The 13,551-nt window shown below is 65.4% G+C and carries 12 protein-coding genes; 8 read left to right on the forward strand and 4 right to left on the reverse strand.

What is annotated here, in order from left to right; all coding sequences use genetic code 11:
• Positions 1–44: 44 nt before the first annotated feature.
• From IV498_RS08200 to IV498_RS08225, 6 genes are all read left to right on the forward strand, one after another.
• Positions 45–674, forward strand: a complete 630-nt coding sequence (locus IV498_RS08200) for a D-sedoheptulose-7-phosphate isomerase (RefSeq protein WP_442951321.1) — start codon at positions 45–47, stop codon at positions 672–674.
• Positions 671–2,149: a PfkB family carbohydrate kinase gene (locus IV498_RS08205; RefSeq protein ID WP_269046074.1), complete on the forward strand. Its 1,479-nt coding sequence runs from the start codon at positions 671–673 to the stop codon at positions 2,147–2,149. Before IV498_RS08200 ends, IV498_RS08205 begins: the two co-directional genes overlap by 4 nt.
• A gap of 99 nt (positions 2,150–2,248) precedes the next feature.
• Positions 2,249–2,962: an SDR family oxidoreductase gene (locus tag IV498_RS08210; protein WP_269046075.1), complete on the forward strand. Its 714-nt coding sequence runs from the start codon at positions 2,249–2,251 to the stop codon at positions 2,960–2,962.
• 116 nt (positions 2,963–3,078) lie between these two features.
• On the forward strand, positions 3,079–4,563 hold the full coding sequence (locus IV498_RS08215; RefSeq protein WP_269046076.1) for an aldehyde dehydrogenase family protein: 1,485 nt from the start codon (positions 3,079–3,081) through the stop codon (positions 4,561–4,563).
• Entirely contained in the window at positions 4,560–6,239 is a 1,680-nt protein-coding gene (gene rfaE2 / locus IV498_RS08220) for a D-glycero-beta-D-manno-heptose 1-phosphate adenylyltransferase (RefSeq protein WP_269046077.1), read from the forward strand. The genes IV498_RS08215 and rfaE2 overlap by 4 nt, the downstream gene beginning before the upstream one ends.
• An 84-nt stretch (positions 6,240–6,323) precedes the next feature.
• Positions 6,324–6,512 (forward strand): DUF2795 domain-containing protein, encoded by a 189-nt coding sequence (locus tag IV498_RS08225; RefSeq protein WP_269046078.1) that lies wholly within the window; start codon positions 6,324–6,326, stop codon positions 6,510–6,512.
• A 56-nt stretch (positions 6,513–6,568) separates the two neighbouring features.
• Here the strand turns inward: IV498_RS08225 and IV498_RS08230 are convergent, their stop codons facing one another.
• From IV498_RS08230 to IV498_RS08240, 3 genes are all read right to left on the reverse strand, one after another.
• Positions 6,569–7,633: a glutathione S-transferase family protein gene (locus tag IV498_RS08230; RefSeq protein ID WP_269046079.1), complete on the reverse strand. Its 1,065-nt coding sequence runs from the start codon at positions 7,631–7,633 to the stop codon at positions 6,569–6,571.
• Between the two features lie 117 nt (positions 7,634–7,750).
• Positions 7,751–8,170, reverse strand: a complete 420-nt coding sequence (locus tag IV498_RS08235) for a YchJ family protein (protein WP_269046080.1) — start codon at positions 8,168–8,170, stop codon at positions 7,751–7,753.
• Positions 8,167–9,285, reverse strand: a complete 1,119-nt coding sequence (locus tag IV498_RS08240; protein WP_330059321.1) for a serine hydrolase domain-containing protein — start codon at positions 9,283–9,285, stop codon at positions 8,167–8,169. The genes IV498_RS08235 and IV498_RS08240 overlap by 4 nt, the downstream gene beginning before the upstream one ends.
• 217 nt (positions 9,286–9,502) lie before the next feature.
• On the opposite strand from IV498_RS08240, the gene IV498_RS08245 reads away from it, so the two are divergent.
• Complete coding sequence (locus tag IV498_RS08245) at positions 9,503–11,473, forward strand: acyl-CoA dehydrogenase family protein (RefSeq protein WP_269046081.1); 1,971 nt, start codon at positions 9,503–9,505, stop codon at positions 11,471–11,473.
• A gap of 148 nt (positions 11,474–11,621) precedes the next feature.
• On the opposite strand, the gene IV498_RS08250 is transcribed toward IV498_RS08245, so the two are convergent.
• Positions 11,622–12,383, reverse strand: coding sequence for a dienelactone hydrolase family protein (locus tag IV498_RS08250; RefSeq protein ID WP_269046082.1), 762 nt, complete (start codon positions 12,381–12,383; stop codon positions 11,622–11,624).
• Positions 12,384–12,499: 116 nt separating this feature from the next.
• On the opposite strand from IV498_RS08250, the gene IV498_RS08255 reads away from it, so the two are divergent.
• Complete coding sequence (locus IV498_RS08255; protein ID WP_269046083.1) at positions 12,500–13,504, forward strand: sugar phosphate isomerase/epimerase family protein; 1,005 nt, start codon at positions 12,500–12,502, stop codon at positions 13,502–13,504.
• Positions 13,505–13,551 lie beyond the last annotated feature (47 nt).

The following is a 13,551-nucleotide window of genomic DNA, read 5'->3' on the forward strand; positions in this document are numbered from 1 at the left end:
CCGTTCCAACACCTGTTCCAGACATTGATCCGGCATTTCTGTCCGTGATCACGCACCTGGACGAGGTGGCACCGGCGCTGCGCTCGCTCCGGCTGCACGCACACCGGCTCTCCGGCTGGGGTGTGGAACTGGCTCAGCGGCTGATGTCCGGGCAACGGCTGCTTGCGGCGGGCAATGGGGGCTCGGCCGCGGAGGCGCAGCATTTGACGGCGGAGCTGGTGGGCCGCTTCGACGCCGAGCGCGAACCGTTTTCCGCGATTTCCCTGCATGCGGAAACCTCGGCCGTAACGGCCATCAGTAATGACTATGGCTACGATCAGCTGTTCGCCCGCCAGGTCCGGGCTCATGGCCGCCACGGCGATGTACTGATCCTGCTTTCGACCAGCGGCCGGAGCCCAAACCTTCTGCACGCAGTGGAAGCGGCCGCTTCGCTGGGAGTCACCACCTGGGCACTGACCGGCAGGGCACCCAATCCGCTTGCCCTGCTGTGCGACGACGTCGTCGACATCGATGCCCAAGCCGCCAACGCGCAGGAGGGTCACCTGATAGCGCTGCACGCACTGTGCCGGGCCTTCGACACCGAAGTGGCACGGCGCCGTCCGGTCAGTGCTTCCGCTCAAGGCGGCCGTCCGGCTCACCGCGCTCACTTGGCGCAGGAAGAGGAGGATCGATGAACATCGTGGTGGTGGGGGACGTCCTGCTGGACGTCGACATGAACGGCAACGCGGAACGGCTCTGTCCGGACGCGCCGGTCCCCGTGGTGGATGTGACCCACGTGGACCGGCGGGCTGGCGGCGCCGGATTAGTGGCCCGCATGCTCGCCCGCGATGGTGAGCAGGTTCGGCTGGTCACCGTTCTGTCCGACGACGGCGCGGGCGCATCAGTGCGGGAGTCGCTGGCTGGCATCGACGTCGTCCCCGGCCCGTCCGGAGCGCCAACGCCGGTGAAAACCCGGATACGCGTCCAGGGCCAACCGGTTGTGCGTTTCGACGAGGGGTGCGCGCCAGCCCACGTCCCCGCGATCAGTGCTGCCATGATCTCCGCCGTGCAGGACGCCGACGTGCTGCTGGTTTCCGACTACGGCCGCGGACTCACCGCCAATCCGGAACTCCGGCAGCTTTTGGAGCTCCGGGCCCGCCAGGTACCCGTGGTCTGGGATCCGCATCCGTCCGGCGCGGCGCCCGTCCCCGGCGTTGCCGCCGTCACGCCCAACCGCTCGGAGGCGCGGCGGGCAGCTGTAGCCGGCGGACCATACGCGGTTGACGCGCCGCCAACGGGTTCGGTCGCAGGTCCGGTGGACGGTGCCGCGGACGCAATGGTGGACGGTGCCGCGGAGGGAACGGCCGGCGCTGCACGGGACGGAACCGTGCTGCTGCGGCGCTGGAAGGCCATGGCAATGGTGGTCACGCTGGGGGAACGGGGCGCGATGGTCCTCGCGGGCGACGACGCTCTGCCGTACATGGTGCCGGCACCGCAGGTCCACCTCAATGATCCGTGCGGCGCGGGCGACCGCTTCGCCGCCAGCCTGGCCGTACAGCTCGGACGTGGAGTGGAACTGCATTCGGCCGCCGACACCGCGGTACGGGAAGCGGCGGCCTTCCTAGCCGACGGAGGCGTGCAGTCCCTGCTGCAGCCGGTGCAACCACGCCAGCTGCACAGCAACGGCATTGACGCCCTCCGAATAGCACGGCAGACCCGGGAACGCGGTGGAACCGTGGTGGCTACCGGCGGCTGCTTTGATTTGCTGCACGCAGGACACTCACGCACCCTTTCCGCCGCCCGCGCCTTGGGTGACTGCCTGATCGTGTGCCTCAACTCCGATGATTCCACCCGCCGACTTAAGGGCGACGGACGGCCGATCATCGGTCAACTTGAGCGGGCCGAGCTGCTGCTCTCGCTGGAATGCGTCGACGCGGTACTGGTCTTCGACGAGGACTCTCCGAATGCCTGCCTGGAACGGCTGCGGCCGGACCTGTGGGTCAAGGGGGGCGACTACACCATTGGGCAATTGCCGGAGGCGGAGTTGGTCAGCTCCTGGGGCGGGCAGACCCTGACCGTTCCGTATTATCCGGCGCATTCCACCAGCCAACTGGCTGCAGCGCTGGAAAACACCGGCGTCACCGGCACAGGCCAAGCCCATGCAGGCTGAACCGGCACGGCACCAATTCACGCAGGGCACGGACCACGGCACGAATTTCCACAGCACGAATTGCAGCTACAGATTCCGCACTACAGAAAGCAGGGAACCATGACTTCCTCAACCATCGATCCGGCCTTCAATCCCGGCCGGGTCTTGGTCACCGGCGGCGCCTCCGGTCTTGGCGCCGCCGTCGTCGATGCCGTCCTGCAAGCCGGAGGCACGCCCGTCGTACTGGACCGCGACATCCGCAGCGTGGCCGCGGCCAGAGCCTATGAGGTGGACGTCACGGACCGCGCGGCTGTCACAACGGCCGTGCAGGAGGCCGCCGAGACCCTCGGCGGGTTGGACGCCGTCGTGACCGCGGCCGGCACGGACCGCTGCGGCAAGCTCGACGACGTTCCGGCCGACGACTGGGAGCGCGTCATCGCAGTGAACCTTTTGGGCACGGTGTCGGTGATTCGGGCAGCCCTGCCGTACCTCAAGTCATCCCACGGCCGCGTGATCACCATCGCCTCCACCCTAGCCAAGCGCGGCGTCTCGGACGCGACGGCCTACTGCGCCTCGAAATTCGGCGTCCTCGGGTTCAGCCAGGCGCTCGCAGCCGAAACAGGTGGTCAGATTGGCGTGACCACCATCATCCCCGGAGGCATGAAGACGCACTTCTTCGATGACCGGGAGGAGCAGTACAAGCCGCAGGACGATTCACGGCTTAACGATCCGGCGCGGGTCGCACAGGCCATTATGTTCGCGCTGTCCCAGCCGACGGGCTGCGAGGTGCGGGAGATGCTGATCTGCCACGAGGAGGAAGGGTCCTGGCCCTAAGGCTTGTGGCATGACAAACCTTGCTTGGGGTCCGTGTAGCGGGCTTCAGAGCGGGGTAACGAAGGAAGGAAAAGCACGCCCGCTGCGGCCTAGGTCGAAGCCACCCAAGGAGCGTTATGTGCCCAGTAAGTGAAACCGCAGAAACACCAACCGAACTCGCATCGGCGCACGGACCGGCAGCCGCGGCGACGGGGGCATCCCCTCCCGCGGCGGGAGACTCGGTGCTCACGGTCCACAATCCGCGGACCGGAAAGTTGGTGGGAAGCGTGGACTGCGCCTCCCGTGAGCAGGTCGCCCTGGCCGTTTCGCTGGCCCGTTCGACGGCTGCGGAGTGGGCTGGGACTGATCCGGCCGAGCGGGGACGGCTGCTGCGCTCAGCCGCCGCCCGGCTGTCCGCCGCTGCGAAATTACTTGCGGACCTCAACCACGCCGAAACCGGGCGCCCCGTCGATGAAGCGCTGGCTGGCATCGCGGCGGGGGTGTCCACCCTGCAGCAGTATGCCGAGCTAGGTCCGGTACACCGTGGCCACAGTCTGCGCGGAAGCGCACTGGCCGCTGACTACACCGTGCCGGAACCGCGCGGAGTGGCAGTGCTGCTTACCCCGTGGAACGATCCGGTGGCGGTGGCCGCCGGACTAATCGGCGCCGCGCTGGTCACTGGAAATACCGTGATCCATAAACCCAGCGAGCGCTGCCCGCACTTGGGCATCGCGCTGGGCGAGGCCCTCTCCGATGCCTTTCCGGCCGGGGTACTTACCACCCTGACCGGCGGCGCCGACGTGGGAACTATGCTGACCAACCTCGACGGCGTGGACGTTTACGCGCACGTCGGTTCCAGCGCCACTGGAGCGCGAATTGCGCGGGCAGCCGTGCTGACCGGGGCGCACGTAATCAGGGAAAATGGCGGCAATGATGCCCTGCTGGTGGATGCCGACGTCGACCCGGGCTGGGCTGCGGAGCAAGCCGCGATCGGCGCGTTCAGCAACAGCGGCCAGATTTGCACCTCCGTGGAGCGCATCTACGTGCACCGCGCCGTGGCCGAGGCGTTCTGCGATGCCTTGGTGGAGCAGGCTCGACGGCGGAACACGTCAGCACCGCTGGCCCCGCTGGTGGACACCAGGCTGCGGAATGCCGTGCATGCACAGGTCGCCGAAGCGCTGGAGCTTGGCGCCCGGGCTGTGACCGGCGGTGCCATTCCAGACGGTCCGGGATCACACTATCCCGCCACCGTGCTGCTGGACTGCACCGAGCGGATGACGGTGATGACCGAGGAGACCTTCGGACCGGTGGCACCTGTGACCGTCGTGGACAGCTTCGAGGAAGGCCTGCGGCTCGCTGCCGGTGGACATTACGGACTGGCCGCCACGGTCCTGACCGGAAGCATCGACCACGCGCATCACGCCATCGCGGCGCTGCCGGTAGGCACCGTGAAGATCAATGCCGTCTTTGGCGGGGCACCCGGCGGGGCAGCCCGGCCTCGGGCGGACAGCGGCGACGGCTTCGGCTATGGGCCGGAACTGATGGACGAGTTCAGCAGGATCAAGGTGGTGCACGTCGGCATCCCTCCCGCCCGATCTGCAGCCCCCGGAGGCCAATCGTGAATTCCCCCGGGCGCCGCGACGCGGGGCATCCTTTCCGGGAGCCGCTGTCCAGGCAGCGTGCGCTGGCGGACTGGGTGCCGCAGCGCCTCGCTGACTCGGCCCCCAGGATCACTGTGCTGGGCGACGTCATGCTGGACGGCTGGTGGAGTGGAAGTATTGAACGATTTTGCCGGGAGGCGCCCGCGCCAGTGGTCGAAATCCAGCGCCGCGACTACGCCCCGGGCGGGGCCGCCAATACCGCCATGAACCTCGCCGCGATGGGGGCGCGGGTGCGGTTGGGCGGCCTGATTGGCGCCGATCCTGCCGGAGCGATGCTGAAAGCCCTGCTGACGGATGCCGGCGTGGATGTCTCCGGACTGCAGGAGCATCCCGGGGTGACCACCACAACCAAGTACCGCGTCCTCAGCGACGGCCAGATCCTGCTGCGGATGGATGATTCATCACGGGATTTTCCCAACAGTGCTCTGGAAAGTCTCGCCGCCTCCGTGCCGGGGCTGCTCCGGGAGTGTGCGGCGCTGGTCCTTTGCGACTACGGGACCGGGGCACTCCAGGGCGCCGTGCACGCGGCCCTTCAGTCGGCGGTGCGGCCAACCGCGCCGGCACAAATCCAGCCAACAGACCTGGCACAGGTCCAGCCAGCCGTCCCGACATCAATGCAGGGGCGGACAGCGGTCGCCGCCAAAAGCGACGGCAGCGCCTTCCCCAATGACCCACCGCGTCGGCCCATCATCGTGGTGGATGCGCACGATCCCCGCCCTTGGGCCGCGCTGTCGCCGGATCTGGTGACACCCAATGCCCGGGAGACCGCCGGCCTGCTGGGCCGAAAGCTGGGAGCCGGCGCAGAACGTGCGGACGTCGTTACCAACCATCGGCAGGAACTGCTGACCGCTGCCGGCGCGGACGCCGTCGTCGTGACCTTGGATCGGGACGGCACAGTCCTGCTGAGCGCCGACGGCAGCACGCACCGCACCTGGGCACGGCCGGCCAGGGAGAAGCAGGCGTCCGGAGCGGGCGATACGTTCGTCGCGGCGCTCACCATCGCCCGCGCGTGTGAACTGCCGCTGACCACCAGCGTCGACCTCGCCCAGTCCGCGGCCGACGTCGTCGTGCATTCCCCCGGCACGTCCGTCTGCAGCACTGCTGACCTGACGCGGCACCTGGCCAGCTTCGCCGATACCGCACTGCAGCCCGCGGAGCTCGAGCGGCGGATTGCGGCGGAACGCGCCGACGGCCGGCGCATTGTGCTGACCAACGGCTGTTTCGACGTGCTGCACCGCGGCCATACCCGCTACCTCACGCAAGCCAAACAGCTCGGCGACGTTCTGGTCGTGGCGTTGAACAGTGACAGGTCCGTCCGCAAGCTCAAGGGCCCGGACCGCCCCATCAACCCGGAGAGCGACCGCGCGGCCGTTATTGCCGCGCTCAGCTGCGTTGATTACGTGACGATCTTCGATACGGATACCCCGATTCCGCTGATCGCAGGCCTGCGGCCGGACATTTATGCCAAGGGCGGGGACTACACGGCGGAGATGCTGCGGGAAACGCAGGTCGTGCAAAGTTACGGCGGCCGCGTGCACATTCTGGATTACGTCGCGGAACAGTCGACGACGGCGGTAGTGCAGCGGATCCGCAGTGGCTCCGGATCGCGAGTCAGCTTGGACGGAGCCAATTCCTGACAGCTGCATTCTGAGCACCCGGCACGTTTACCCGCGGTTCAATACCAAACACCAAATGCATGATCGAGAAAAAGGGAGAAAACAATGGCAGATAAACCAAATCCGATTGCCGTTCAGAAGGCTCTGGGCAGCGTGGACTACCCGGCGTCGCGGAATGATCTGGTTCAAAAGGCTGAGCAGTCCGGAGCCGACGACTCGGTCTTGGACGCGCTCCGCAACCTGCCCGACCGGCAGTATGCCAAACCAACAGAGGTGAACGAGGCCCTGAGCTAGCTGTACTCAGCGGGCCACTGCCCCACTACGACCTGTCCGTCTTTAGCGTAGGTCGCTCAGGCATCGACCGGTCGGCTCGGCGGCGTGCCATTGCCGAACGGCCGCCCGCCCAGGCTGTCGCGCCCGTGCGCGGTGAGCCAGCCACTCTCGTCCGGCCCCTTGGGCACAATCTGGGTGGGGTTCAGGTCAATATGCACCTTGTAGTAGTGCGCCTTGATCTGCTCGAAGTTCACCGTGTCGCCGAAGCCGGGCGTCTGGAACAAGTCCCGGGCATACGCCCACAAAACCGGCATTTCCGTCAGCTTTGAGCGGTTGCACTTGAAGTGCCCGTGGTAAACGGCATCGAACCGGACCAACGTCGTGAACAGGCGCACATCGGCCTCGGTGATCGTGTCCCCCACCAAGTAGCGCTGGTCGGCCAGCCGCCCCTCCAACCAGTCCATTGCCGTGAAAAGCCTGTCATAAGCGGCGTCATAAGCTTCCTGGGAACCGGCAAAGCCACATCGGTAGACACCATTGTTAACCTCGGTGAAGACCCGCTTATTGACCTGGTCGATCTCTGCGCGCAGGGGTTCCGGGTACAGCTGTGGTGCGCCGGCGCGGTGAAATTCGGACCACTGCATTGAGAAGTCCAGTGTCATCTGGGGGAAATTATTGGTCACCACGGCCCCGGAAGGAATGTCGACCAGGGCCGGAACGGTAATACCCCGCGCATAGTCAGGGAAGCGCTTGAAGTACGCCTCTTGGATACGCTCGATGCCCAGCACCGGGTCCATGCCGCCCGGGTCAAGGTCGAAGGTCCAGGAACGCGCATCATGCGTAGGCCCGCAGACGCCGATGGAGATGGCATCCTCAAGGCCGAGCAACCTGCGCACAATCGTTGAGCGGTGTGCCCACGGGCAGGCACGCGCCACCACCAGGCGGTACCGCCCGGGTTCCACCGGGTAGCCGTCGCGGCCGTCACGGGTAATCCGGGTTTCGATGTAATTGGTATCCCGGCTGAATTCCTGTCCGCCGGTGACATAGGAACCCTTGGTGCTGAACCCGGATTCCGCGGCTGCGGGCGACGCAGCCGTTGCGGGCGTGGAGGTGGTTGTGGACCTGGCTTCCGATTCGCTCATGGCTCCAGTCTAGGCAGTCCCGGCGGAGTCTGTCAGAGCAGAGACCGAACCTGAATGGCGTTTAGTCCGCGATCAACTAAGTGTCAGCTAACGCACCCAAAACCGCTTTTGAGTGCGTTAGCTGTCACCCAGTTGGGAGCGGGTTGACGGGAATGGGGCTGGCGGTTCGCCGTCGAGATAGACCCAACGCCCGTCCTCCCGGACAAACCGACTCAGCTCGGCCAGCACCCCGGAGCGGCCATGCTGACGGTAGTGCGCCTTAAATTCCACCGTCCCGTGGTTGTCCGCGAACCCGCCCCGGCTGACTGTCACGATGTCCAGCCGCCGCCATTGCAAGGTCGGGTCCAACTCAACGCTTGCCGGACGGGTGGAGGAATGCCAGCTTGCCAGCAGGTATGGGGCATCGTTCCGGGCGAAGGCGCAGTAGCGCGAGCGCATCAGTGCTTCGGCCGTCGGAGGGTCCGCCAGCCCACCGTGATAGCGCCCGCAGCACTGCGCATACGTTTCACCGCTCAGGCATGGGCAGGCCAAACTCATCCCGTCAGCGCCAGCACGGCCCGGCGAACCGAGGCGCTGAGCTGCATGGCATGTCCCGGTGTGCCACCCTCCTCGGCGCGTTGCGGCACGTAACCAAAGCCAAGCCCGTACACAGGATCCGAAAAGCCCAAAGCCGCGTTGGCGCCGTCGTGCCCGAAAGCCTGCTGGCTGCCGAAATCCAACCTCGGGTGCGACTTCATGAACACGACAGCGAAGGCACTTTCCTGGCTGAAGACACGATCGATGCCCCAAACCTGCTCCTGGCTCATCGCCGCAATCGTCGCAGGCGTCAGGAACGCCTCGCCGCCGTCCACACCGGTGGATGCGGCGGCATACAACCTGGCCAGCCCTTCCGCGGAACCTGAGCCGGCCCCGCTGGCGCTGCCCGCCTCGCGAACGGACCGGATGTTTGGCAGTGCCAGCAGATTACCGGCCACCACATTGCCGGAGATGCCCTGAATCCCGGCCGGGTCAACGAACGGCTGCACCGCATCCTCGTCAAAGAGGACGTTGCGGTAACGGTGCTCGTGTTCCTGCGGGAGTCCCAAAAACATGTCGATGCCGAACGGATCGCGGATGCGTTCGGCGTAAACGTCCTGCAGCCGCTGACCGGTGAGGCGGAGGCAGAGCTCCTCCAGGAACACTCCCATGGTCAGTGCGTGATAGCCAAAGGCGTTGCCGGGTCGCCAAAACGGAACAGCCCCGGCAAGCCGGGCGGCGACCGCCGGTGAATCGTTGTACTCCTCCATGCCGAACCCGCCCAGCACGCCCACCAAACCGGCCTGATGGCTCAAAAGCTGCCGGACCGTCAATGCATCTTTTCCGTGCTGGCCAAACTCCGGCCAATAGCGGGTGACAAGGGCGTCCAAATCCACCAGGTCTTCCTGTACCAGCAGGCCGAAGGCGAGTGCGGCGACTCCCTTGGAGCAGGAGAACACCCCAGTCACGGAATCCGCGGTGATATCCGGGCCGCCGTGGAGATCCAGCACCTTGCGTCCGTGATGGTAGACGGCAAGCTGCGCACTGTACGCGGGGTCCGCGGCGAACATGGCGTCGAAGTCCCGGCGGACGGATGCAAACCCCTCGGCGGCGAAGCCCTTGGCATGTTGGATCATGCACCCAGCCTATGCCGCCTTCCGCTGGAGCTCCGGCACGTTCACTGGCTGCCACGACATACCTGCGGCATCCGGGCGGCGGCGCCATTACAATCCCCCGGTAATCACTGGCATACGATCCATAGCTTCCTTGGCTACCCGCGAGTAGCATGAGTGACACCGCCGGCCTTGGTCGTCTGCAGGCACCGGCGAAGAGTCGCCGTTGGAAGAGGTCAGCATGAGTACCAAGGTTGAAGATCCCGCCGCGGACGGCGCCACTGCAACGCACGTGACCGAACAGGAAGCGCGCCAGGTGGCCGAGGACGCCCGTGAAACCAGCTGGACCCGGCCCAGTTTCGCCAAGGGCCTCTACCTCGGCAGCTTCGACCTGTCCCTGATCCACCCGCATCCGCAACCTTCGCGGGAGGAAGCCGAACGCGGCGGCGCGTTCCTTGCCAAGCTGCAGTCCTACTGCAAAACGCTGGACGCCGCTCGGATTGAAAGGGACGGGCTGATCCCGGACGAGTACTTGGCGGGATTGACGGAGCTGGGCGTCTTCGGTATGAAAATTCCGCGCAAATACGGCGGACTCGGGTTGTCGCTGACCTATTACGGCAGGGCCCTGCAGCTGCTCGGTTCAGTTCACCCGGCCTTCGGCGCGCTTGTCTCAGCCCATCAGTCGATTGGCGTGCCTGAGCCGGTGAAAATTTTCGGCACCGAGGAGCAGAAGAAGGAATACCTGCCTCGGTGTGCCGCCGGTGCCATTACCGCGTTCCTGCTCACAGAACCGGACGTGGGCTCGGACCCGGCACGGATGGGCTGCACCGCCGTACCCAGCGCTGACGGTTCCGAATATGTTTTGGACGGGGTCAAGCTGTGGACCACCAACGGGGTCATCGCCGAAATCGTCGTCGTCATGGCCACCGTCCCCGGGCGCACCCTGCCGGACGGAACGGAAACTAAGGGCGGCATCAGCGCCTTCATCGTGGAGGCCGATACACCCGGCATCACTGTTGAAAACCGCAATTCCTTCATGGGCCTGCGCGGCATCGAGAACGGAGTCACCCGCTTCCATCAGGTCCGTGTGCCCGCCGCCAACCGGCTGGGCCGCGAGGGCCAGGGGCTGAAGATCGCGCTGACCACGCTGAACACCGGGCGGCTGTCCATTCCCGGCATGTGCGCCGCGACCGGGAAATGGACCTTGAAAATCGCGCGGGAATGGTCCAATGCCCGCACTCAGTGGGGCAAGCCGGTTGGTCAGCATGAGGCGGTGGGCAAGAAGATAGCCTTCCTGGCCGCGACCGCGTTTGCGCTGGAGGCAGTCTTCGAACTGTCGGCGGCGCTGGCCGATTCGGGCATGAAGGATGTCCGGATCGAGGCCGCGCTTGCCAAACTGTGGTCGTCGGAAATGGCGTACCGCTGCGCGGATGAGCTGGTGCAGATCCGCGGCGGCCGCGGCTACGAAACGGCCGAATCATTGGCTGCCCGCGGAGAGCGCGCGGTTCCCGCGGAGCAGCTGCTCCGCGACATGCGGATCAACAGGATTTTCGAGGGCTCCACGGAAATCATGCACCTGCTCATTGCCCGCGAAGCCGTGGATGCGCATCTGAACGCTGCCGGTGATCTGGCGTCCACGACCGCCTCCATGGCCCAAAAGGGGAAAGCGGCGATGGCGGCCAGCGGCTTCTACGCCAAGTGGCTGCCCCAGCTGGCCGTCGGCAAGGGGATGGATCCGCGGTCCTACAATGAGTTCGGTCCGCTGGCCAAACACCTGCGTTACGTGGAGCGCGAATCCCGCAAGCTGGCCCGGCAGACGTTCTACGGCATGGGCCGCTGGCAAGCCAAACTGGAATACAAGCAGGTTTTCCTGGGACGGATCGTTGATATTGGCGCCGAACTCTTCGCCATGGCGGCCTGCTGCAGCCGGGCGGAAATGCTGCGCCTGGACGATCCCACCCGCGGTCGGCACGCACTCGAACTGGCGGATGCCTTCTGCGGCCAAGCCAGGATTCGGGTGGACGCCCTGTTCACCGACCTCTGGCACAACACGGACGACGGCGATCGCCGCCTTTCGTCCGGCGTCCTCGCCGGGGATTACGGCTGGCTCGAGCAGGGCATCATCGACGTGTCCGAAGGGACGGGGCCCTGGATCGCGGCCGCAGCCCCCGGGCCATCCGGCAAGGAAAATCAGCACCGGAAATACCGCTGACTCGCGCGGCCCCTTCCGCGCCCTGACTCTCCCGCGGCCCCTCCCGCCCTCATCTTCCGAGCGCAAGGCTTCAAACAAAGTAAGTGGCAGATAACGCACTCATTCGGGATTTTGAGTGCGTTATCTGTCACTCAGTTGGGAAAAGGTGCTAGCGAAGGTTCTTATCCAGGAAGTCGAGCGTCTTCCGCCATGCGTCCGCCGCGTCGTCCTGGCGGTAGGTCCACCGGTTGGTGTCGTTGAAGAAGGCGTGGCCGGCATCCGGATAGACGATTGCGGTAAATTCCACCCCGGCCTCACGCATGGAGTCCTTGAGCGCGGGCAACTTCGAGACCGGCGCCTCGTCTTTGTCCCCGTAGAACGCCAGCACCGGAGCGGCGATGCTCCGCAATTGGTCGGTGCTGAAATCGGCATGACCGTAAAAAGGAACCGCCGCCTTGAGCCGCGGCTCGCTGACCGCAAGCGAGAAGGAATAGCTGCCGCCAAAACAGAATCCGGTGATGCCGATCCGTTCTCCCACCGCCCCGATGGCTGCAAGGTAATCAAAACAGGTCTGCATCCCTGCGGCTGTTTTCTCGCCGAAGCCGGGGGCCTGCAACGGTGCCGTGGCCTCCCGAAGCCTGGGTTGAACTTCTGCCCGGCTTTCCGGATCGAACAGTTTGTCCTGCAGTTCCGCCGCCAGTTCGGGCTGCATCCGCTCGTCGGCCAGCAAATCCGGTGCCAACACCAGATAGCCCTCCGCGGCAAAGCGGTCCGCCACCTCTTTTGTGTGCTCCACCAGCCCCCACACCTCGTGAATGACAATCAGGGCGCCCTTAATAAGACCGCCCTCCTGCGCCGTACCATCGGTGAAACCTTCCGGTGTGCTGAGGTAGGCGGGTAAACCGTTGCCGAGCGAAATCATATTTCCCATTTGCCGAGTCTTGCAGAGAAAGCTGGACGATCGCTAGCAGCGCGCTCCGCAGGATGGATAGTGTGGCAGAAGCGAACACAGCTGTGGCACCCACAGCAACCAACAAAGGAGATCCGATGCCCCGCCCCGTAACACTCTTCACCGGCCAGTGGGCCGACCTGCCGTTCGAAGAAGTGGCCCGCCTTGCCGGCGAATGGGGCTATGACGGGCTCGAAATCGCCTGCTGGGGAGATCATTTGGATCCATGGCGTGCCGTGGAAGACGATGCCTACCTGCAGAACCGGCTGAACATCCTTGAGCGGAACAACCTCAAGGTCTACGCCATCTCCAACCACCTCAACGGCCAGGCTGTGTGCGATGACCCCATCGATGAACGGCACCAGGCCATCGTCTCCACCCGGGTCTGGGGCGACGGCGAGGCCGAGGGCGTGCGGCAGCGCGCCGCGGAAGAGCTTAAGACCACTGCCCGGGCCGCAGCCCGGCTTGGCGTCAGGACCGTGACAGGTTTCACCGGATCCTCCATCTGGAAGTGTGTGGCTATGTTCCCTCCCGTACCGGATGCCATGATCGAACGCGGTTACGAGGATTTCGCCACCCGCTGGAATCCGATCATCGATGTTTTCGACGAGGTCGGCGTGCGCTTCGCTTTGGAAGTGCACCCCTCAGAAATCGCCTATGACTACTGGACCACAAAGCGCACCCTTGAGGCGATCGGGCACCGCGAGGCCTTCGGCTTAAACTTTGACCCCTCGCACTTTATCTGGCAGGACCTGGACCCGGTGGGCTTTCTTGCCGACTTCCGGGACCGGATTTACCACGTGCATGTGAAGGAGTCCACCAAGCAGCTCGACGGGCGCAACGGCCGGCTCGGTTCACACCTGCCGTGGGGTGATCCGCGCCGGGGCTGGGACTTCGTCACTGCCGGGCACGGTGACGTGCCGTGGGAAAAGATCTTCCGGATGCTCAACTCGATCGGTTACGCCGGCCCCACCAGTGTGGAGTGGGAGGATGCCGGCATGGACCGGCTGGTGGGTGGCCCCGAAGCTTTGGCACTGGTCCGCTCTCTGGGTCGGATCACGCCGTCGGCCGCCGCCTTTGACTCGGCCTTTTCCACCAAGTAGTTCTTTTTCCGACACGGGGCCCTCACGCAGGCACTTGCCGGTCCACG

Origin of the sequence: Paenarthrobacter sp. Z7-10 (genome assembly GCF_026932795.1) — a bacterium.
Lineage (GTDB): Bacteria > Actinomycetota > Actinomycetes > Actinomycetales > Micrococcaceae > Arthrobacter_M.

Excerpts from the sequence above, each read along its gene's own strand:
- IV498_RS08255 (WP_269046083.1), top strand. The coding sequence starts at position 12,500 with ATGCCCCGCCCCGTAACACTCTTCACCGGCCAGTGGGCCGACCTGCCG.
- IV498_RS08225 (WP_269046078.1), top strand. The coding sequence starts at position 6,324 with ATGGCAGATAAACCAAATCCGATTGCCGTTCAGAAGGCTCTGGGCAGC.
- IV498_RS08245 (WP_269046081.1), top strand. The coding sequence starts at position 9,503 with ATGAGTACCAAGGTTGAAGATCCCGCCGCGGACGGCGCCACTGCAACG.
- IV498_RS08230 (WP_269046079.1), bottom strand. The coding sequence starts at position 7,633 with ATGAGCGAATCGGAAGCCAGGTCCACAACCACCTCCACGCCCGCAACG.
- IV498_RS08205 (WP_269046074.1), top strand. The coding sequence starts at position 671 with ATGAACATCGTGGTGGTGGGGGACGTCCTGCTGGACGTCGACATGAAC.
- IV498_RS08235 (WP_269046080.1), bottom strand. The coding sequence starts at position 8,170 with ATGAGTTTGGCCTGCCCATGCCTGAGCGGTGAAACGTATGCGCAGTGC.
- IV498_RS08250 (WP_269046082.1), bottom strand. The coding sequence starts at position 12,383 with ATGGGAAATATGATTTCGCTCGGCAACGGTTTACCCGCCTACCTCAGC.
- IV498_RS08215 (WP_269046076.1), top strand. The coding sequence starts at position 3,079 with ATGTGCCCAGTAAGTGAAACCGCAGAAACACCAACCGAACTCGCATCG.
- IV498_RS08240 (WP_330059321.1), bottom strand. The coding sequence starts at position 9,285 with ATGATCCAACATGCCAAGGGCTTCGCCGCCGAGGGGTTTGCATCCGTC.
- IV498_RS08210 (WP_269046075.1), top strand. The coding sequence starts at position 2,249 with ATGACTTCCTCAACCATCGATCCGGCCTTCAATCCCGGCCGGGTCTTG.